Here is a 17,886-nt window from a genome sequence, read left to right on the forward strand (position 1 = left end):
ACACGCCAGCCCCACCTACCCCCTCAACTGCGAAGAGCCAGTTCAACTCTCCAAACATCAATTGCGTCACCGGCTCTCACCTGTGAGCTCGTGCGTCGTCCTCTCGCCAGTCCCACTCCGCCGAGAGCACGGTCCAGGATCCCTCGCAATGACCACAGCGTCTGAGCTGAGTACCACCCTTGCGCGCCTCCGATCTGCGAGATGACTTGCCACAACGCCTCCTGCGTGGCTGAGGTTTCAAGACTCCGATCGTCCGTGAAAACTTTGCGCCCCGCCCAGACGGGGTCACTTGGCAACGGGTCGCTTGGGGCTCGCGGGACGCGAGTATCGACCCAGCTGGTCTCGATGCCGTCAACAGCTATGCGGCCGAGCGCAAATCTTACGGCCGCGCGATAGTTCGTCAGTCCTGGGGGCGGTGGGCTGATCCACTGATCTATGTCATGCTCACTCATTACACAATCGTTCTGCAAGGACTCCACCAGAGGTCTGGCAATCTGGCGCGGCACGGGAGTCACCAGGCCAACCCAATGAGACGCAAGTCTTGGGGTCAGAACGGGGAGCGCCGCAATGTGACGTTGGGGCAAACCTGCTTCAAGTGCATATGCGTTCATCATCTGCCCATATCGCAGAACATCGGGGCCACCGATGTCGAACTCGCGGTTGAGCGCTTCGATGATACGAGCAGCAGCGAGTAGGTAGTAAAGTACGCCTCTGATCGCTATCGGCTGGATAAAATTTCGGACCCACTTGGGTGCAGGCATATACGGCAGTACCTCGGTCAAGTGCCGTACCATTTCAAACGACGCTGAACCAGATCCAATGATCACCCCGGCCTGCAGGACGATCGTCGGCACTGAGGAGTCCAGGAGAATCTTCGCAACCTCGACACGTGAATCGAGATGTGCCGACAATTTTGTGTTCTTTGGATGGAGCCCGCCGAGATAGATGATGCGTCGTATGCTCGCATCAGCGGCCGCGGTAGCAACTGCTTGTGCGATCGCTCGGTCAGTCGCGGCGAAGTCTTTCCCTGCGGTCATCGAGTGGACGAGATAGTACAAGGTGTCGACTCCGATGCACGCCCTTCGAAGAGACAGGGCCTCCGATGCGTCACCCCCACAAATCTCAACTTTGTGCGCCCATGACATGGCCAAGATTCGCTCTCGCGACCGAACGAGAACCCTCACGCGGTATCCAGCTGCCAACAGTCTCGGAATAAGCCGGCCGCCAACATACCCCGTTCCTCCGAGCACCAGCACGAGCGGTAGCCTGCCATCATCACGAGGGAGCGCGATCAGCTCATCTTCGGCACCTCTCGGGTACGTTAATTCTTCGTGTTCCGCAACCCGCAGGCTTTCGGCATCGCCCTCTCTCCTCATGGCGCTCTCCTCACTGTTCTAGGTTTCTGACGCAACCCCACCGTCAGGCATTGATAGCGAAGAGTCGAGTGCTTGTAACACGTTTTCTGCGCTCGCCCAGGTCTGACGATCCTCCGTGATGCCCTGGGTGAGTTCGTCAAGGAATCGGGTCACTATTGCACGTTCACCACTGGACAAGCGGGAAGCCGCCAGAAACCTCCGTGCTTGTTGGCGGCCAACGGATCGTTGAATCATCGCTTCGGTCTGCGGTCTCACTTCAATCGTGAAAGCTCGTCGATCGGACGGGTGGATGCGGCGGGAGATGTGCCCACCACGTTCAAGCCGGTTCAGTAACTTTGTCGTCGAAGCAGGTGAGATGCGCAGATGTTTAGCGAGCATCGTCGGGGTTGAAACGTTTCCTCGGCGCAAGGAGACCACAAGGAACTGCAACGCACGCATCTCCTGAGCGGAAAGGTTCATGGCAGAGCGGGATGCTTCGGTGAGTTCACGTTCTGCATCGCGCAGATTCGCAAGCGAATTTGTGAGCTCGTTGACTTCCAACAGTTCGGGTTCGGAGATATTCGGTGCTTCGAACATGCCGTTCGCCTGCGACGCATGCATCAATCGTTCGAGATCTTGCTGGATGAGGGTTTCTTCCGATCTCGACTCGACGCTTGCCATCTGTCACTCCTCGAAATTTTCAACAGAACCACTACAGTTTACTTTCCTGTGGTTTACTATATCGTACTAGAAACAAAATTGTTTCTTGAGCTTTCGTTCTTACCTTAAGGAGGCGAAATTGGCATCATCGCCCGAATTGGTCGTACTTGTGGATCACACTGGAGCCCCCATTGGGACCCGACTCAAGTCCGATGTCCATGATGAGAACACGCCCTTGCATTTGGCTTCCTCGTGCTACCTGTTCGATGAACACGGCAGGGTACTCGTGACACGTCGGGCACTCACGAAAAAGACCTGGCCTGGGGTGTGGACGAATAGTTTCTGCGGCCATCCTGGCCCCGATGAATCGTTTAATGAAGCCATCATGAGAAGAGCCGACCAGGAACTCGGGGTCGAGATAGTAGCTATTCGTGGCGAGATCCCTACGTTCTCGTACCGCGCGGTAGATGCGTCGGGAATTGTTGAAAACGAGATTTGCCCGGTGTTCACAGCGCACACCACTGGCGTTCTCGCCCCAGTTCCTGAAGAAGTCTGCGACTGGCAGTGGGTCACTCCCGGAACCTTAGTTGAAGCTGTCACTGCTGCACCCTACGCATTCAGCCCGTGGATGAGAGAGCAACTGCCGCAGTTGCACCAGCTCGGTGCTCTCCTAGGAGGACATCGCAATGTTTGACACAACGGTGAGTCACACCACTGGAAACGACACGACCACTGAGATCGAAACCGAGATACGGAAGATTATCGACGCTCGGGCAGCTCGCTCAGGGGCCTACGGAGTTCATTTTTTGGAACTTTGTGACCTCGCTGCAGCGCAGCTGAACGGAGGAAAGCTTCTTCGTCCACGCCTACTCATGGGCGCATTCGATGCGTTAACGACAGAGCGCACTGTCACCGCAGCTACACGTTCCGTCGCCCTCGAAATAGCTGCTGCCGTCGAGATCCTCCACTTTGCTTTTCTTTTGCATGACGACATCATCGATGAGGATCTCCTGCGACGTGGCAGACCAAACCTTGTCGGTCATCTCGCAGGAAAAACAAGTTCCGCAAAACAGACCGCTATGGAGCAGGGCATCTCGGACGCACGCCGACTGCATTGGGCACGGAGCAGCGGAATCTTGGTGGGTGACCTCATGCTCACGATCGCGCATCAGGCGTTTGCCCGAGCGCGGGTGTCTGAAGAGTACCGGCTCAGATTGCTCGATCTGCTTGACGCCACGGTCACCGAGACCCTGGCAGGCGAATACTGTGATGTTGGCCTCGCAGACGGATGCATCACCCCAGATCTTGAACTGGTCCTCAACATGACCCGCATGAAAACCGCGGCATACACATTCGAGCTGCCGCTTCGGGTCGCCAGCATCATCTGTGGCTCCGACCACCGACTGGAGCAGCAGCTCGGCAGCGTCGGGCGACATCTTGGTCTTGCCTTTCAATTGCAGGACGACCTGCTTTCCGCATTCGGTCAGAGCGAGACTCACGGGAAAGACCCGTACTCAGATTTTCGAGAGGGAAAAGAGACCGCCCTGATCGCCTATGCGAGGATGACACACGCGTGGCCGAGCATTGAACAGCTCATCGGCGCTGAAGAATTCTCAGAGGAATCCGGGCGCAGAATCCAGAACTTGCTGATCGAGTGCGGTGCACAGCAATTTGTTGAGTCGATGGTTCAGGATCAGATCCGGGCGGCACTCTCGATGCTCTCCGCGCACGATGGAGTCGTGCCAACTGCGGTTTCACAATTCATACTCACGTTCGTGGACGCTCTCGACGGGAGACGCGCATGAACCAAAAGAATGAACACTTTTCGTCTCTTCGCCAGTACGGTGACGCATCCGAACAAGCTGCAGGCCGCATCATTCGCGTCTATTCAACCTCCTTCGGAGCGGCAACCCAATTGCTCGGCCCGAGACACCGAACGCACGTCAAAAACATATACGCACTGGTAAGAATCGCTGATGAACTCGTCGACGGCGTCGCGGCAGAAGCAGGCCTCACCCCCGAGCAACAATTGCAGAGACTCGATTCGCTTGAGTCCGAAACGCTCGCTGCCGTGCAATGTGGCTACAGCAGCAATCCCATCGTGCACGCATTTGCGGCTTCTGCCCGCCTCACCCGCATCGACAGTTCACTCATCGTTCCGTTCTTCACTTCAATGCGTATGGACCTGGAAACACCGGTAGCTCAAGACGAGTCTTCCCCGTCCCCGCTACAGGGCATAGCCTGCTTCGACGAAGCCAGGCACGATAACTACGTGTACGGGTCAGCAGAAGTGGTCGGGCTCATGTGTCTCCGGGTGTTCCTGCGCGACGAGGCGCGCTCGGAGACTGAGCTGAAGCTATTGGAGCAGGGGGCGCGCGACCTAGGCGCAGCTTTCCAAAATGTGAACTTCCTACGCGATCTTGCAGATGATACCGACCGGCTGGCCCGAAACTATCTCAGCGACGGCCGGGTGATTACTGAACAACTCAAGTTGCACTGGGTGAACACCATTCGTGAGCAACTCGAGACGGCACACCAATCGCTCCCACTCCTCCCGCCCGACGCGCGCGTGGGAGTCGACTGTGCTCGGCGCTTGTTCGCTCGGCTTACCGACAAGCTTGAACACACACCCATTGAGGAGTTGCGCAAAAGACGCATTCGAGTGTCAAACCCGAAGAAGGCTCTCCTCTTCGTGCAATCCCTCGCTGCCACCCGAAAGGCCAGAGCGACATGACACGTACGATCATCATCGGCGGCGGTGTTGCAGGTCTCGCCACCGCCGCACTCCTTGCACGGGAAGGGCACCAGGTGTGCGTGCTTGAGCGACACTCCAGAGTGGGAGGTCGTGCGGGAACGATCACAAACGATGGGTTCCGATTTGATACCGGACCGTCATGGTATTTGATGCCACGGGTGTTCGACCATTATTTTGAGTTGTTGGGCACCTCAACCGCTGAGCAACTGGAACTGCGTCGCCTCGACCCCGGTTACCGGGTATTTTCAGCCCCGACGTCCGAGGGCGAGGTTTCGAGCATCACGGTCCCGCATGGTCTTGATGACGTCGCGAAAACGTTCGAACGTGTGGAGCCCGGAAGCGCACGCCACATCCGTGACTACGTACGATCGGCTCGTCAGACCACCGAGATGGCGGAACGGTACTTTCTGTACAACACGTTTAGGAACTGGCGTTTTCTGCTCACACCCGAAGTGTTGAAGACTTTCCCTCGGCTCGTGATGCTGCTCATGAAACCCCTCCAACGGTTTATCACGCAGCGTTTTCATCACCCGGTGCTCCGTCAAATATTGGGGTACCCGGCAATATTCTTAGGAACTGATCCGCGTCAGGCACCTGCCATGTATCACCTCATGAGTGCGCTTGACCTCGACGAGGGGGTGCAATATCCGGTGGGAGGATTCTGGCATCTTGTGGAGCGGCTCAGGGTGCTCGCAATTGAAAACGGTGCAGAGATCGTGACGGATGCGGAGGTCACAAAGGTCCTTACGCGTAGAAGCGGTCAAGGCCTGAGTGTCAGCGGCGTCAAGTGGCGTGATGCCAAAGGGGCAGAACATATCCAGCATGCCAATCTTGTCGTTTCTGCCGCAGATCTCCATCACACTGAGACGGCGCTGCTCCCTCCCGAGGCTCGTAGCTACCCCGAAAACTGGTGGGCTCATCAAGAAAGTGGCCCAGGAGCGGTGCTGGTGCTGCTTGGGGTATCCGGGGAACTGCCGGAGCTTGAACATCACTCACTGTTCTTCACGGACGACTGGGATGTGAACTTTGACGCGATTTTCGGCGGGAATCCTTCGGTGCCCAATCCTGCATCGATTTACGTGTGTAAGCCGAGCGCGACCGATGCCGATGTCGCACCCGAGGGGGCAGAGAATCTCTTCGTCTTGATCCCTGTTCCTGCCGATGTCACTATCGGCTCGGGGGGCATCAACGGCCGCGGAGACGCGCAAGTTGAGGAGGCAGCTGATCGAGCAATCGATCAGATCGCGTCATGGGCCGGGATCGCCGGGTTGCGTGAACGCATCGTGTCTCGCCAAACAATCGGGCCGGCTGATTTTGCTCGCGACTACTCATCCTGGCGAGGGGGCATGCTCGGACCGTCCCATATTCTGCGACAGAGCGCAATGTTCCGAGCACAGAATGTCTCCAAGCGGGTAGCCGGGCTCTTCTACGCTGGCGCGACGACCGCACCCGGTGTGGGGGTTCCGATGTGTCTCATCAGTGCTGAACTTGTTCTGAAGCATATCCGTGGCGACCACACCGCAGGACCAATCACGCCACAGGCCAGTTCATCAGGGTCGGAGCCGGGGCAGCACGTATGACTCCAACACAATCCAGCCTGACCATGAATGTTCGAATGTCAACGAACCAGAGCGTGATATGCCTGGAGAGCATCTGCCCTGGTGGCTTTCAAGTCGATGATCTGTGGCAACGTCATACTGTATGGAGCCCATTTACTTACATACGCACCGTCTGGGTCAAACTTCTTTTGTTGCAGATCAGGGTTGAAAATACGAAAGTACGGGGCTGCGTCGGCACCGCACCCAGCCACCCACTGCCAGTTGAACGGGTTACTTGCCTCGTCGGCATCAACGAGGGTGTCCCAGAACCACGCCTCGCCGATTCTCCAGTCAAGCCCCAAATTCTTGGTGAGCAACGAGGCAGCGATCATGCGTACCCGATTATGCATGAATCCCGTCTGCCAGAGTTCTTGCATACCCGCGTCAACGATCCCGAACCCCGTGCGCCCAAACTTCCACGCATCGAATCCCGCGTCGCGTTCAAAGAGCCAAGGGAATGTGTCGAAGCGGGCATTGAGGTTGCGCTGTTCGAGGGGTCCGAAGTGAAATGCCGTGTGCTTGGCGAATTCACGCCACCCGAGTTCGGAGAGAAACATCCCGACGTCTCCGCCTGTCAGCAGGGTTCGGTGCCAGACCTGGCGTGGGCTGATTTCCCCCCACCGCAAGTGGGGCGAAAGCTCGGATCCCGTGTCTTCTGCGGGAAAGTCTCTTCGAGAGTATCGCTGCACTCGGTCTTCGAGGAACTCATCGAGCGTTCGATGAGCTGCAGACTCACCCGGTTCCCACCGGCTGGCGATACCAGCAGCCCAGTCGGGGTTGGCAGGAGTCAGCAGCCAGGAGTCCAAAGATTCACTCTTGATATCCCTTTGCACACTCGTCAATTGTTTGGGGGCCGGAAGTGGGTCTGCGGGTGTGTGCCCCGATGTGCATGCCCGCCAGAATGCGGAGTACACCTGATAGGGGGTACCCGTCTGGGTTGCGATTGTCCACGGTTCGAACAGCAGATCTCCAGGGTAGGAGCGAACCACGACATCGGACTGTCGCAGCGCGGTCTTAAGCTTCGCATCGTGGTCTCTCGCCGCGCCATACCGCCGGTTCCACAACACCCGATCTGCGCCGCATTCACGTGCTACGGCAGGGATGACTTCTTCTGCCGCGCCGCGGCGCAAAACAAGCGGCATCCCGAGTTGTCCAAGCGAATGCTCCAGCGCGCGAAGCGACTGGTGCAACCACCATTTTGCGGCTCCCCCGAGCGGTCGAAGGTGTTCCGATACTTCATCGAGAAGATAGAGCACTACTACGCCGTCGGCATCGTCTGTCGCGGCGCTGAGCGCCGCATTGTCGCTCAGTCTCAAATCATCGCGGAGCCACACGAGAGTTGTCATCTCACCACCGTAAGGCTCGCACTGAATATCTACCTGCGCCCCATGGGTACAGGTAACGACGGGGGCAGGACGAATGTTTTATCTGCAGATTCGGACCGTGGTGCCCATGGAGTGCCCCGCGAATATCGCATGGGGGGCCGTTCACGATCCAGCGGTGGCAACAAAGCTGTACTGGCCGCTGCTCCAGATGCGGGTCAAGTCCGGAGTTCAGTTGCCGCAGGCGTTCGTTTCAGGATCCCAAGTAGATGTCGCACTGTATCTCTTGGGAAGGTTCTGTGTCGGTTCGCAGCGCATAACGATCGAGAATCTCCCGCAGGTCGAATTCACTCCAGGGACAAGAACGATGCGGGATGCAGGGAGGCCACTGAGTGGCCCTCTCGCGCTACTCAAGTATTGGAATCACGAAATCTCCATCTGCCCAACAAGATCCCACACCGCTATTTGGAACGACGAACTCACGATTGGCGGAATTTTTGCGCCAGTCTTTTTCGTCTTACTCAAACCCATGTGGCATTGGCGAGGTGCGAAGCTCAGACGCCTCGCACGTCATTGGGCCGACGAACATCAGCTGCGGCAATTCCAGGGCACACCCCCACCGAAGGCTCAGTGCGCCTCCAAATCCCGCACCTTCATCACCGCGCTTGCTCTTCGAAAGGCCTACGAACGGCATGACCCTCATACCTGACTCCCTACAGTACGTGTTGCTCATGGCAGCATGTCTACTGATCACGCTGCCGCTAGAGTTTGTTCTCGGGGCGCGTGTGTACCGCAAGCCGTTGCGCCTCCTACAAGCAATCCTCATCACGGTGATTGTCTTTGCCGTGTGGGACATCATTGCGATTCACTTTGGCATGTGGACCTATAGTGACCGCTTTACCAGCGGTATTACCCTGCCGTTTGGGCTGCCCCTTGAAGAGCTCCTTTTCTTCATCGCAATTCCCCTCTGTGGCATCCTCACGTTCGAAGCAGTCGGAAAAGTGTTCGCATTTTTCATATCACGTTCACGTCGGAGCAAAAAGGCGACGCAGGAGGGCGATCATGCCTGAGTACACCCTTGCAACATTACTCACGATGCTTGCCGTGATCCTCGTGGAGATACTGTGGTTGCGCACCGGTGTGTTTCGGACCGCACAGTACTGGGTATCTCTGCTGATCATGTTCTCGTTCCAGGTACTGGTGGACGGTTGGCTGACCAAACTTTCAGACCCGATCGTCATCTATGCCCCTGAATCGATGCTCGGCGTGCGATTCCCTTGGGACATACCGGTGGAGGACTTCGGGTTCGGATTCGCTATGTTGACGCTCACGATCGTCATCTGGAAACGACTGAATCGGAACGACACCGGAACAGGTGCGGGCGCCGCCTCGACACCCACAAACGCGAGCGCAGAAACGCAGACGGATTAGTATGACCGAGACCAAGCACATCCGCGACCGACGAGCCGTTGCATTCCCTGCAATGGCCGGAACATCCGAACCCGCGAAGCCACGCAAAGTGGTGGTCATCGGGGGCGGTATTGCGGGACTCGCAGCAGCCTGCGGACTCATCGAACGCGGGGTGGCCGTTGACCTGATCGAACCCGAAGCACAACTCGGCGGACGTGTACGTGCCTGGAACACGGAGTCAGCTGCCGGGAACGTCACGATGAGTCGCGGGTTTCATGCGTTTTTCCGTCAGTACTATAACCTCAGAGCACTGCTTTGTCGCGCAGGCAACCTTGACGAGCTCCTGCAGCCCGTTGAAGACTATCCCGTTGTAAGCGCGCGAGGAGACAAGGATTCGTTCACCAACATCCCGCGAACCCCACCGTGGAACTTCATTTCGTTCGTGATGCGGAGCCCGACGTTCTCGGCCAGGGACCTCATGAGAGTTGACATCGACACCGCGCTCTCACTGCTCGATGTCGACTTTCCCGAGACCTACCGACAACTCGATGGAGTCAGCGCAGCCGACTTCCTCGACCGCCTGCATTTTCCTGAACGCGCCCGTCATCTCGCCCTTGAGGTTTTTGCGCGGAGCTTTTTTGCTCATCCAAGTGACTTTTCGGCGGGTGAACTCGTCGCAATGTTCCACAGCTACTTTCTTGGTTCCTCTGAAGGGCTGCTGTTTGATGTGCCGCGTGACGACTTCGATACCTCACTCTGGAATCCGCTCGGTGTCGTGCTCCAACGGGCCGGTGTGCGACGGGTCAGCGGTCGAGTAGAACGGCTTGAAAGCGATCCCGCAGATGGGCGATGGCGTGTGCTGCTTGCAGATGGCCGCCACTACGATGCTGATGCGGTCGTGCTGGCGGCGGGCCCTGAGGGAACACGCAAGATCGTGTCTGCATCACCAAGTCTGCCTCCAGTTCCTGGAGCAACCGACTGGGAGAACAACATAGAGCAGATTCCGCTCGCACCACCGTTTGCTGTGTTGCGACTGTGGTTTGACGGGCTTGTGCGCCCAGATCGTCCCGCGTTTCTCGGCACAGCTGACTTTGGGCCGCTCGACAATGTCAGCGTGCTCGAACGATTCGAAGCTGGTGCACGCGACTGGTCGATTGCACATGGCGGGAGCGTCGTCGAACTGCATGCCTACGCGATTCCGGTCGAAACTCCAGGCGACCACGTGCGAGAGCAGGCGCTCGCTTCGCAGCTTCGGGCAGAACTCGAACGAGTGTACCCAGAGACCGCTGGCCTCACCGTCATGGCCGAAGAGTTGTTGATCGAACGCGATTGCGCACTCATTGGCACCAATTCATGGGAGGAGAGGCTCGAAGTGCGCACTCCTCACCCGGGTCTTGTGCTTGCTGGCGACTGGGTGCGCTGCGATCTACCGGTCGCACTGATGGAGCGAGCTGCAACCACCGGGTGGATGGCGGCGAATCAGCTTTTGGAGTCTTGGGGGGTTGCCGGCCACGACCTTTGGAGCGTGCCTACACGCGGCCGTCATTGGTGGCCGCGTGAAGCTCGAAAACTCATGGCGCGGCTGCCGAATTCGAAAAAGTCACGCTAAACCCGCGCAACTGATATCCCTGCACCAGAGTGTCAAATTCGTGATCTGGTGAGCGTTCAAGCACCGCTCCTGCGTCGAAGAGGGCACGCACGAGCACGTCGGTTTCCAGCAGGGCGAGATGTGATCCCGGGCAGCGATGAGCACCATCGCCGAAGCTCAGCCCCGCTCGTTCAGACGCTGTGAGCTGTCGATCCGTGCACACGCCGTCGGGTTCGGGTGTGAAGATATCGGGATACACATTTGTCTGCCTGACATCGATATCGACCAGTGCACCGGGATCGTAGGGGCATCCGTCAGCGCGTGCTTGTACACGCCGATACAAGTGTGCAACCGGTGGTTCAAGTCGGATGACCTCATTCAGGATCGCGAGACGCTCAGGCTCTTCAGCCGCGAGGTACCGGATACGTAGCCGCGGGTCGTTGAACATGCGCAGCATGGTCATGCTGATGAACTCGCGGGTGGTCACCATTCCTGCGGTGCCGTAGGTGAGGCATTCCATGAGGATTTCGCGCGAACGATATCCATGCGCGAGCAAGTGGCTAATGATGTCGTCTGTGGGGTGAGCTCGCCGCGCTCGGATAGCAGGCAGCACATCACGCAAATAGAAGCTGGCGAGTGGAACGAGCGCTCTCCTTGCTGCCTGGATCCAGTCTTCCCGTGTGCGCCCATGATCTGTCCGAGTGTGATCCACAGGAGGTTGCTTGAAGAATGCTTCAAGTCGCTTCGCGAGAGCGGACGTATCTCCTGCAGTCAGCCCGACGATCTCTGATGCCACACGCACAGAAAATTGCAGCCCGAGGTCATCGACCCGGCAGCCGCCTGCCTGTCGGGCTTGCGTGACATAGTCGGCCGCTGTGCGTTCAATGAACGCGCGATGCCGTTCTTCGAGCGCGCGCGGGCTAAAGAATCGGACGAGTTGTTTGCGGTGCTCTGTATGTCCCGGGCCATCATCGATCAGGATTGGTCGTCGAGCAAAGAACCGAGAAGGAATACGTTCAGCGGTAAATCCCGCCTGTGATGTCGCATCTTTTGCGCGCAGCACTGCTTGGCTTTCACGCAGGTTTCGTAAGCGAATGACCTCTTGGGTCACTCGCTCCTCACTCGTGCCTCCTCGTCGTTTACGCATTGATGGTTCACTGCACTCGGGATGCCCGTGCCCGGTACCAGTAGGTCAACTCAGTGACCGCACGCAATACGTTCGCTGGGCTCTGTGTGTCCTCAAGATCGACAAACGTGCTCCGAAAACCAGCAGGGGCATTCTCTGTCGTTTCGCGGAGCGGTTCATAGCCCATTGTCCACTCTGAAAACCTCCGTGACGGCACTGAGGTTTCAAGCAAGATACGCAGGTGGGTGTGACGTGAATCCTGTTGAATCTCGTCATACACCCCTCTCACCGCTTCCTCTGTTCCCTCAAGGTATTGATAAAAGCGGCCTTGGCGGTACAGCAGAATACCGGTGATATCGAGTCGGGCGTTCTTTCGCCGGGCTTGCTCAAGAATTATTTCGAGCGAGTTAGGACTCGTGCCTTCGGTTGCGTAGCTTGAATACATCAATGCAAACAGAGGGGCAGTGCTTGTCGTTGCGTTCTCTTCCATCATGCTTCCTCTCCCGTCGCAGCAGCAGATGTTTCTGCCGCAGCACGAACCTCCAGGAAGCTCTGAGCGGCCGCCAACGTGGTGAAGATACCAATCTGTTGTGAATGTGCATCACACACCTGAAAATCTTCAGAGTCGATTCTATCTACAAAACCCAGAAACCGTTCAGCATAGCTCGCAACATAGAATCCATCTTCCACGCAGGACCAGACGATTTCAGAATTTCGAGAGACATGATTTATCGACAAGTTCGGTGACTCACTTCTCCTCCATAACCGGTTTGCACTGCGCCCGTGTTGAGGCTATCAGCCTGGGACGAACCAATCCTCGACCGCACTCTGTTCATTCGAGCGAAGTACTCGGGCTTTGTTGATCCAATTAGATCATGAGAGCCAGGCGGGAGGGGTCTGCTGCACGTTTAGGTGACAGGTTAGTCAGTAGGCGAGTGCGATCTGCTCATTCTCTATTTTCACGGGCGCTCATCCGAGGCGCTTCAGCGACCTAATAGCCGGTGTCAGTGACGAGGGACGCCAAGTGCGCCCCGTAGGTGGCGACGCCCTCGATTACCCAGAGCACGTCATCCTCTCCTCCGGTGCGGCGGCCCGTCCAATGAACCGCGCGGTTCATCCCCGCGTCGGTGGTTGGGAACTGCTCGGACGCGATTAACTCCCCGGTCGGAGCAGCGAGCACCGCGAGAGTATGAGTGCGGGCGTGGGTATCCATGCCGATGATGAATGGGCGCGTATGCGCGACGATGGTCCTGGCGGTTAGTTTCTTCCAGATTCGTTGGTTCAGTTCCGGTCGCGATCAGCCCGCGAACCTGGGAGGTAATCACCTCGGGGCAATTCTTTGATGAGCCACACCCCTCGCAGGGTGAGGCATTCCTCGTATCAAGTCCCCGGAGTGGGCCAGGGTCGTGCCGGCCGCCGCCATTCATCAGGGCAAGTCAGAAGCAAGACAGCTCCGAAGAGCGTCAAATGAACGCTGAGCCACGAACGAACGACGAGCGGCCAGTCACCACCCTGCCAGCCGGTCCCAGACCAGCCACCTCCCACTGTTTCAAAGAATGAACGCATGCTACATTATGTAGTTGCAAGAACATGATCCAAGTGAGGCGGTGAATCTCATGCATGGCGGCGTGATCCTGTTCCGGGGAACCGGGGCCGACGCGCTGCGTTATGTCGAGGCCGACCGTTCGCGTGCTGACGACTACTACCTCAGCGACGGCGGAGACGTCGAGTATGCCGTACTTGATGCGAGCGGCGAGACGGTGACGGTTCGGGCGCTCTCGAACGAGGAGTATGCGAGGTGGGTGGACTGGATCAACCCCGATACGGGTGAGCGGATGGGGCGGCCTCGTCTCGCCGGGCAGGATCGCTTGGGGTCTCCCCGGTTCGCGGAAATGACGATCAACGGCCCGAAGTCGCTCTCCATCGCCGCCGCCCTGCATCCCGAAGTGTCCGAGGTGTTGGATCGTGCACAGCAGGACGCGCTGGCGGATACTCGGCGGTGGCTCGCTCAACGCTCGGTGACTCGGGTAGGCCCGCGCGGGGCGCAGGAGGTTGTGCCCGTCGATCACATGCAGGTCATCGGCATCACGCACCGTACCTCGCGCGAGGGTGATCCGCATCGGCACATCCATGTGCAGATTGGCATGCGTGTGTGGGCTGCTGGGAAATGGCGTGCGCTCGACACTGCCGCGACCTTCCGGCAGCAGGGCGTGATCCGCGCGCTCGGCACCGCCGTGATCGCTGCGCACCCCGAGCTTGCGGAGGTGCTGGATCGGCACGGCCTTACCCTCGACCCCGCGACCGGAGAGGTGGTCGAACTGCAGCCGTTCAACGCCTTGATGAGTAAGCGGGGCGAGCAGGTGCGCCGGAACTTCGAACGGCTCGAAGCCGAATGGCAGGCGACGCACCCTGGCGAGTCGATGGGGCCGGTCGTTTCATCGCGGCTCACTGCGCAGGCGTGGGCGCATGATCGACCCGCCAAGAAACCAACCACGCTGCGCGAAGAAGAGGCCTGGCTCACGGAACTGCGTGAGGCCGATTACGACCCCGCGACATTGCGCCGACCCAGCGGATCGCATCTCGCGCGCTCGACCGTTGCGCCGCCGCTGCCTCGACCTGGACACGCCACAGCGTGCAAGAGCAGGCGACGCGCATCATCACCGAGGCCCGGGTGCGCGCCACAGGTGCAGAGCTGCGCGAGCTGATCGCGGTTGCCACGCGGCTCGCGCTCGAGGACTGCTTCTCCGTACTCCCGCCGGATGCGGCAACGCCGGAGCATGTCGCGCACCTCACCAGCCTGCGCGTGGTGCAGGCTGAGACGAAGCTGCGCGATCTCCTTACCGCCCGCACTCCCGATTGTGAACCGAATCACCCGAACGTGCAGGGCGCGACTCAGGCGCGCGGCCTCGATGCCGGACAAGAACGCGCTGCAGCAGCAGTAGCCTCGACCGATCCGCTCGTGATCGTGGAAGGCGCAGCAGGCGCAGGCAAGACCACCATGCTGGGCGTCGCAATCGAGGTCGCGGCGCAGCACAGGCGGGCGTCGCGGGTGGTTGCACCGACGTTGCGCGCCGCGCAGGTCGCGCAGGAAGAACTCGGGGTGCCCGCAACCTCGGTAGCGGCGCTCGTGCACGCACACGGGTGGCGCTGGAACGCCGATGGTGTGTGGTTGCGTCTCGTGGTCGGTGACATCGACCCAGATACTGGCCGCGCCTACAGCGGAGTGCCGGAAGCAGCACGGTTTGCAATGGGTGAGCGGGTGATCGTGGACGAGGCGGGGATGCTCGACCAAGACACGGCAATCGCGCTCCTGGCCGTCACCGCCGAGTCAGGCGCGACGTTCGCCCTCGTCGGAGATCGTGCGCAGCTCGCGGCGGTCGGACGCGGCGGAGTGCTCGACATGGCCGCAAACATCAGGGGTAGCACGTTCGACATGGCCGAGGTGCACCGCTTCATCGACCCTGCCTACGCCGACCTCACCTTGCAGATACGCGACGGCACGAACCCCGGCCAGGTGTTCGACCGACTTGCATCACTTGGGTTGGTACGGCTGCACGCGAGCAGCGACGAGGTACGCGAGCACATCGCCCAGCACCGCAATGACGGCGACGCTGTCATGGTCACCTCGAACGATGAGTCGGCACGGATCAATGACCGCATTCGAGACGAACGAACTGGGCGTGGCCTCGTCGACGACACCGCCACGACCATCGGGAGCGACGGTCTCAGCATCGGTCGGGGTGACCTGATCCAGACACGCAAGAACGACACCGGCCTCGGGGTGGCGAATCGTCAACAGTGGATCGTGCAGCACGTCACAGACGACGGCACCGTCACCGCACGCGAGGCATCGAGCGGGCGGATGGTTCCGCGCACCGTGCGCCTCCCCGCAAACTATGTAGCCGAGCATGCGCATCTTTCGTATGCGGCGACTGCGTACGGGGTGCAAGGCGCAACCACGGACAGGTCGCACACGATCCTCACCGACGCGACCAGCGCCGCCAGTGTCTATGTCGGCATGACGAGAGGTCGCGAGTCGAACCTGCTGCACATCGTTGCCGACAACAAGACCGAGGCACGGGAGCAGTTCGTCGCCGCGATGCAACGCGACCGTGCAGATCATGGTCTTGCCGACGCAACCCAGCGCGTTGCTGACGAAGTCGCGGGACTGATCGCAGACGGCCCCGTAAAGCTTGTCAACGACGAGATAGCTGCGCTCCTGAGGCAGGCAGAGACTGCTGCGGCGCAGGCGGAACGCTGGCAGCAGGTCAGCACCGCCCTCGCCGACCTACGTACCCGTGAGATGGAAGTGCGTGAGACAGCGCGCGCGGCTGAGCGAGTAGCACGGTGGGAGGCTGATCAGGTGCGCGTCGAGGTCGCGACACCGCTAGTCGCGGCGGCACAGTCAGCATTTGCCGAGTGTTATCAGGCCGAAGCCACAGAGCAGAAGGCAGGCGAGCAGGTGCGGGCAGCATCGTGGTTCGGCCGGCGGCGCGCCCGCGACGAAGACGACAGAGCCAAGGCCCGAACCCACGACGCCCGCCAGCAATTGACGAACGAGTGGGGCGAACTGCCGAGGCGGAACGAACGCGCCGACACCTGGATGGAGCGAGTCACCCGTCCGAAGATTGACACCGACCCGCGCCTGATCGAAGCCGAGCAAGCGCACCGGGTAGCGCGTGATGAAGTCCTGAACAGGCCCGAGCAGGCACAGGTTGCGCGATTGGCGGCCTACAGCCGCCTCTTCGGCACAGAGCGAGTATTCCGCAACCGTGACGCCTACCTGAGCCCGAACCCCTCACAGCGCACCATGAGCGCGACCCAGACTGCGAAGAACGCACGTGCAGAGGCCGAGCTACTGCGCTCACTCACGCCCGCCGATGCGGTCGCCCGGATCGAGCAGACTCGCGCTGCAGAAGCAGCCCGAGAAGAAGCGCGACGGGCGAAGCAGGAGCCCACCCGTCACTACGACTATGGACACAAGCACCGCCACACACCCCCGCAGGCTGGCCCGAGCCGGGGCTTGTAATCCACTCAGCTGTTTTCGACAGACAGCAGACTTTCGTAGTCCTGCCCGCCGTAGTAGACGCCGAGAATTTCGACCGTGCTCTTTTGTGCGGCGAACGCGATAACCACGCGGCGACGAAACCCGATCGTGCGCAAGCCAGGCCGCAGATCGTCTCTGGCGTTACCGCGAAATGAGAAGTCTGCAAGCTCGTCGCAATAGTCAAAGATTGCGGAGACATACCGCTCGGCGCGGTCAGGAAACCCGGACTGCTCCGCAATCCAGAGATAGAGGTCGGTGAGCTGCTGTTGGGCTCGGGCGGAGTAGACGACGGTTCTTGTCACGTGGTGTTCTTCGAGATGTGCTGCTCATGCAGTGTGGCGAGGTGGGCGCGCATGTCTGCGGAGCTGATCGCCTTGGAGGGATCGGCGCGCAGCTCGTCGTAGGCGGCGACTACCTCGGTGTGCAGCCACCGCTCGACGGCCTCTTCCTGGGAGAACAGCGCCCGTAGTCCGTCGCGGATGACTTCGCTCTCGCTGGCGTAAGCTCCCGATGCGACGCGCTCTTTGAGTGCGTCGGCCATGTTGTTGGGCAGGGTGATGCTGAGCTGCTTCGTGGTGCGCATGGTCGAACCTCGCTTTCGATATGACTAAATCCTACTTGAATCTCGCGGTGGAGGTAGTGAATAATCGGATGATCTTCGAACCTTCACGCTGACCCCTTTCAACAGAAGTAGGCTGCGGGGCACGTAGGCAGGCCCAAAACCGAGATGACTCCGCCAAGACCAGGATCATTCTCTCAAGGAGCAGTCGTTATTTCGGCTCTGGAGCGCAGGAAGTCTAGAGTTGCACCAAGCACCATGCAGCGAACAATTCGATACCGGCTCCAAGGAGAGTGAACCTTAGAGCCCACTGAGCCCAACGATGTTTTTTCCATGCGATACCAGCCATGACCACTAGCTGCCTGGACAGCACGGAAAGGATATCTTTCTGCTTTAGTGCGTCTTCAAGCTCTTCAGCAGCCCAATGCGGCTCATCGCATTTGAGGGTGTAGGTGTGGTCTGAATC

18 protein-coding genes and 1 pseudogene are annotated in these 17,886 nt (G+C 59.2%); 9 read left to right on the forward strand and 10 right to left on the reverse strand.

The genetic code is table 11. The features are described 5' to 3' along the window. Window positions 1-41: 41 nt before the first annotated feature. Both EG850_RS12860 and EG850_RS12865 read right to left on the reverse strand, forming a co-directional pair. Window positions 42-1,376, reverse strand: a pseudogene (locus tag EG850_RS12860) (DUF2867 domain-containing protein); the annotation flags it as partial. A gap of 18 nt (window positions 1,377-1,394) precedes the next feature. Then, window positions 1,395-2,036, reverse strand: a complete 642-nt coding sequence (locus EG850_RS12865) for a MarR family winged helix-turn-helix transcriptional regulator (protein ID WP_124974118.1) — start codon at window positions 2,034-2,036, stop codon at window positions 1,395-1,397. Between the two features lie 118 nt (window positions 2,037-2,154). Here EG850_RS12865 and idi point away from each other — a divergent pair, with 118 nt between their 5' ends. The 4 genes from idi to crtI are packed head-to-tail and all read left to right on the forward strand — an operon-like array spanning window position 2,155 to window position 6,350. Then, window positions 2,155-2,709, forward strand: coding sequence for an isopentenyl-diphosphate Delta-isomerase (idi, locus tag EG850_RS12870; protein ID WP_124974120.1), 555 nt, complete (start codon window positions 2,155-2,157; stop codon window positions 2,707-2,709). Beyond that, window positions 2,702-3,820, forward strand: coding sequence for a polyprenyl synthetase family protein (locus tag EG850_RS12875; protein WP_124974122.1), 1,119 nt, complete (start codon window positions 2,702-2,704; stop codon window positions 3,818-3,820). Before idi ends, EG850_RS12875 begins: the two co-directional genes overlap by 8 nt. Next, window positions 3,817-4,749, forward strand: coding sequence for a phytoene/squalene synthase family protein (locus EG850_RS12880; RefSeq protein WP_124974126.1), 933 nt, complete (start codon window positions 3,817-3,819; stop codon window positions 4,747-4,749). The genes EG850_RS12875 and EG850_RS12880 overlap by 4 nt, the downstream gene beginning before the upstream one ends. Then, window positions 4,746-6,350, forward strand: a complete 1,605-nt coding sequence (crtI, locus tag EG850_RS12885) for a phytoene desaturase family protein (RefSeq protein ID WP_124974128.1) — start codon at window positions 4,746-4,748, stop codon at window positions 6,348-6,350. The genes EG850_RS12880 and crtI overlap by 4 nt, the downstream gene beginning before the upstream one ends. 38 nt (window positions 6,351-6,388) lie before the next feature. Here crtI and EG850_RS12890 read toward each other — a convergent pair whose 3' ends face one another. Beyond that, a complete protein-coding gene (locus EG850_RS12890) occupies window positions 6,389-7,714 on the reverse strand; it encodes a cryptochrome/photolyase family protein (protein ID WP_124974130.1) in 1,326 nt (441 codons plus the stop codon). A gap of 668 nt (window positions 7,715-8,382) precedes the next feature. Here EG850_RS12890 and EG850_RS12895 point away from each other — a divergent pair. Genes EG850_RS12895 through EG850_RS12905 form a run of 3 tightly spaced genes read left to right on the forward strand, consistent with a single transcriptional unit; the run spans window position 8,383 to window position 10,709 of the window. Further along, window positions 8,383-8,760 (forward strand): lycopene cyclase domain-containing protein, encoded by a 378-nt coding sequence (locus EG850_RS12895; RefSeq protein WP_124974132.1) that lies wholly within the window; start codon window positions 8,383-8,385, stop codon window positions 8,758-8,760. Continuing rightward, window positions 8,753-9,121: a lycopene cyclase domain-containing protein gene (locus tag EG850_RS12900; RefSeq protein ID WP_124974134.1), complete on the forward strand. Its 369-nt coding sequence runs from the start codon at window positions 8,753-8,755 to the stop codon at window positions 9,119-9,121. The genes EG850_RS12895 and EG850_RS12900 overlap by 8 nt, the downstream gene beginning before the upstream one ends. Window positions 9,122-9,173: 52 nt before the next feature. Continuing rightward, on the forward strand, window positions 9,174-10,709 hold the full coding sequence (locus tag EG850_RS12905) for an FAD-dependent oxidoreductase (RefSeq protein WP_235829354.1): 1,536 nt from the start codon (window positions 9,174-9,176) through the stop codon (window positions 10,707-10,709). On the opposite strand, the gene EG850_RS12910 is transcribed toward EG850_RS12905, so the two are convergent. The 4 genes from EG850_RS12910 to EG850_RS12925 form a co-directional block, all read right to left on the reverse strand. Continuing rightward, entirely contained in the window at window positions 10,672-11,799 is a 1,128-nt protein-coding gene (locus EG850_RS12910; protein WP_235829349.1) for a cytochrome P450, read from the reverse strand. The genes EG850_RS12905 and EG850_RS12910 overlap by 38 nt on opposite strands. A gap of 43 nt (window positions 11,800-11,842) precedes the next feature. Then, entirely contained in the window at window positions 11,843-12,307 is a 465-nt protein-coding gene (locus EG850_RS12915) for a BLUF domain-containing protein (RefSeq protein WP_124974138.1), read from the reverse strand. Continuing rightward, window positions 12,304-12,504: a hypothetical protein gene (locus EG850_RS12920; RefSeq protein WP_124974139.1), complete on the reverse strand. Its 201-nt coding sequence runs from the start codon at window positions 12,502-12,504 to the stop codon at window positions 12,304-12,306. The genes EG850_RS12915 and EG850_RS12920 overlap by 4 nt, the downstream gene beginning before the upstream one ends. A gap of 301 nt (window positions 12,505-12,805) precedes the next feature. Beyond that, window positions 12,806-13,027, reverse strand: coding sequence for an IS110 family transposase (locus EG850_RS12925; RefSeq protein WP_124974140.1), 222 nt, complete (start codon window positions 13,025-13,027; stop codon window positions 12,806-12,808). Between the two features lie 367 nt (window positions 13,028-13,394). Here EG850_RS12925 and mobF point away from each other — a divergent pair, with 367 nt between their 5' ends. Next, window positions 13,395-14,519, forward strand: a complete 1,125-nt coding sequence (mobF, locus tag EG850_RS13605; protein ID WP_235829351.1) for a MobF family relaxase — start codon at window positions 13,395-13,397, stop codon at window positions 14,517-14,519. Continuing rightward, window positions 14,447-16,843, forward strand: coding sequence for an ATP-dependent DNA helicase (locus EG850_RS12930; protein ID WP_235829352.1), 2,397 nt, complete (start codon window positions 14,447-14,449; stop codon window positions 16,841-16,843). Before mobF ends, EG850_RS12930 begins: the two co-directional genes overlap by 73 nt. Before the next feature lie 5 nt (window positions 16,844-16,848). On the opposite strand, the gene EG850_RS12935 is transcribed toward EG850_RS12930, so the two are convergent. From EG850_RS12935 to EG850_RS13460, 3 genes are all read right to left on the reverse strand, one after another. Beyond that, entirely contained in the window at window positions 16,849-17,163 is a 315-nt protein-coding gene (locus tag EG850_RS12935) for a type II toxin-antitoxin system RelE/ParE family toxin (RefSeq protein WP_124974142.1), read from the reverse strand. Next, window positions 17,160-17,444: a ribbon-helix-helix domain-containing protein gene (locus tag EG850_RS12940; protein ID WP_124974144.1), complete on the reverse strand. Its 285-nt coding sequence runs from the start codon at window positions 17,442-17,444 to the stop codon at window positions 17,160-17,162. The genes EG850_RS12935 and EG850_RS12940 overlap by 4 nt, the downstream gene beginning before the upstream one ends. A 214-nt stretch (window positions 17,445-17,658) precedes the next feature. Further along, on the reverse strand, window positions 17,659-17,886 hold a 228-nt coding region (locus tag EG850_RS13460; RefSeq protein ID WP_235829353.1), incomplete at its 5' end, for a Pycsar system effector family protein.

Origin of the sequence: Gulosibacter macacae, from assembly GCF_003865375.1 — a bacterium.
Lineage (GTDB): Bacteria > Actinomycetota > Actinomycetes > Actinomycetales > Microbacteriaceae > Gulosibacter > Gulosibacter macacae.

Coding starts and splice junctions, on each gene's coding strand:
- EG850_RS12865 (WP_124974118.1), bottom strand. CDS start 2,036: ATGGCAAGCGTCGAGTCGAGATCGGAAGAAACCCTCATCCAGCAAGAT.
- EG850_RS12875 (WP_124974122.1), top strand. CDS start 2,702: ATGTTTGACACAACGGTGAGTCACACCACTGGAAACGACACGACCACT.
- EG850_RS12880 (WP_124974126.1), top strand. CDS start 3,817: ATGAACCAAAAGAATGAACACTTTTCGTCTCTTCGCCAGTACGGTGAC.
- crtI (WP_124974128.1), top strand. CDS start 4,746: ATGACACGTACGATCATCATCGGCGGCGGTGTTGCAGGTCTCGCCACC.
- EG850_RS12890 (WP_124974130.1), bottom strand. CDS start 7,714: ATGACAACTCTCGTGTGGCTCCGCGATGATTTGAGACTGAGCGACAAT.
- EG850_RS12895 (WP_124974132.1), top strand. CDS start 8,383: ATGACCCTCATACCTGACTCCCTACAGTACGTGTTGCTCATGGCAGCA.
- EG850_RS12900 (WP_124974134.1), top strand. CDS start 8,753: ATGCCTGAGTACACCCTTGCAACATTACTCACGATGCTTGCCGTGATC.
- EG850_RS12905 (WP_235829354.1), top strand. CDS start 9,174: ATGGCCGGAACATCCGAACCCGCGAAGCCACGCAAAGTGGTGGTCATC.
- EG850_RS12915 (WP_124974138.1), bottom strand. CDS start 12,307: ATGATGGAAGAGAACGCAACGACAAGCACTGCCCCTCTGTTTGCATTG.
- EG850_RS12925 (WP_124974140.1), bottom strand. CDS start 13,027: ATGGATACCCACGCCCGCACTCATACTCTCGCGGTGCTCGCTGCTCCG.
- EG850_RS12940 (WP_124974144.1), bottom strand. CDS start 17,444: ATGCGCACCACGAAGCAGCTCAGCATCACCCTGCCCAACAACATGGCC.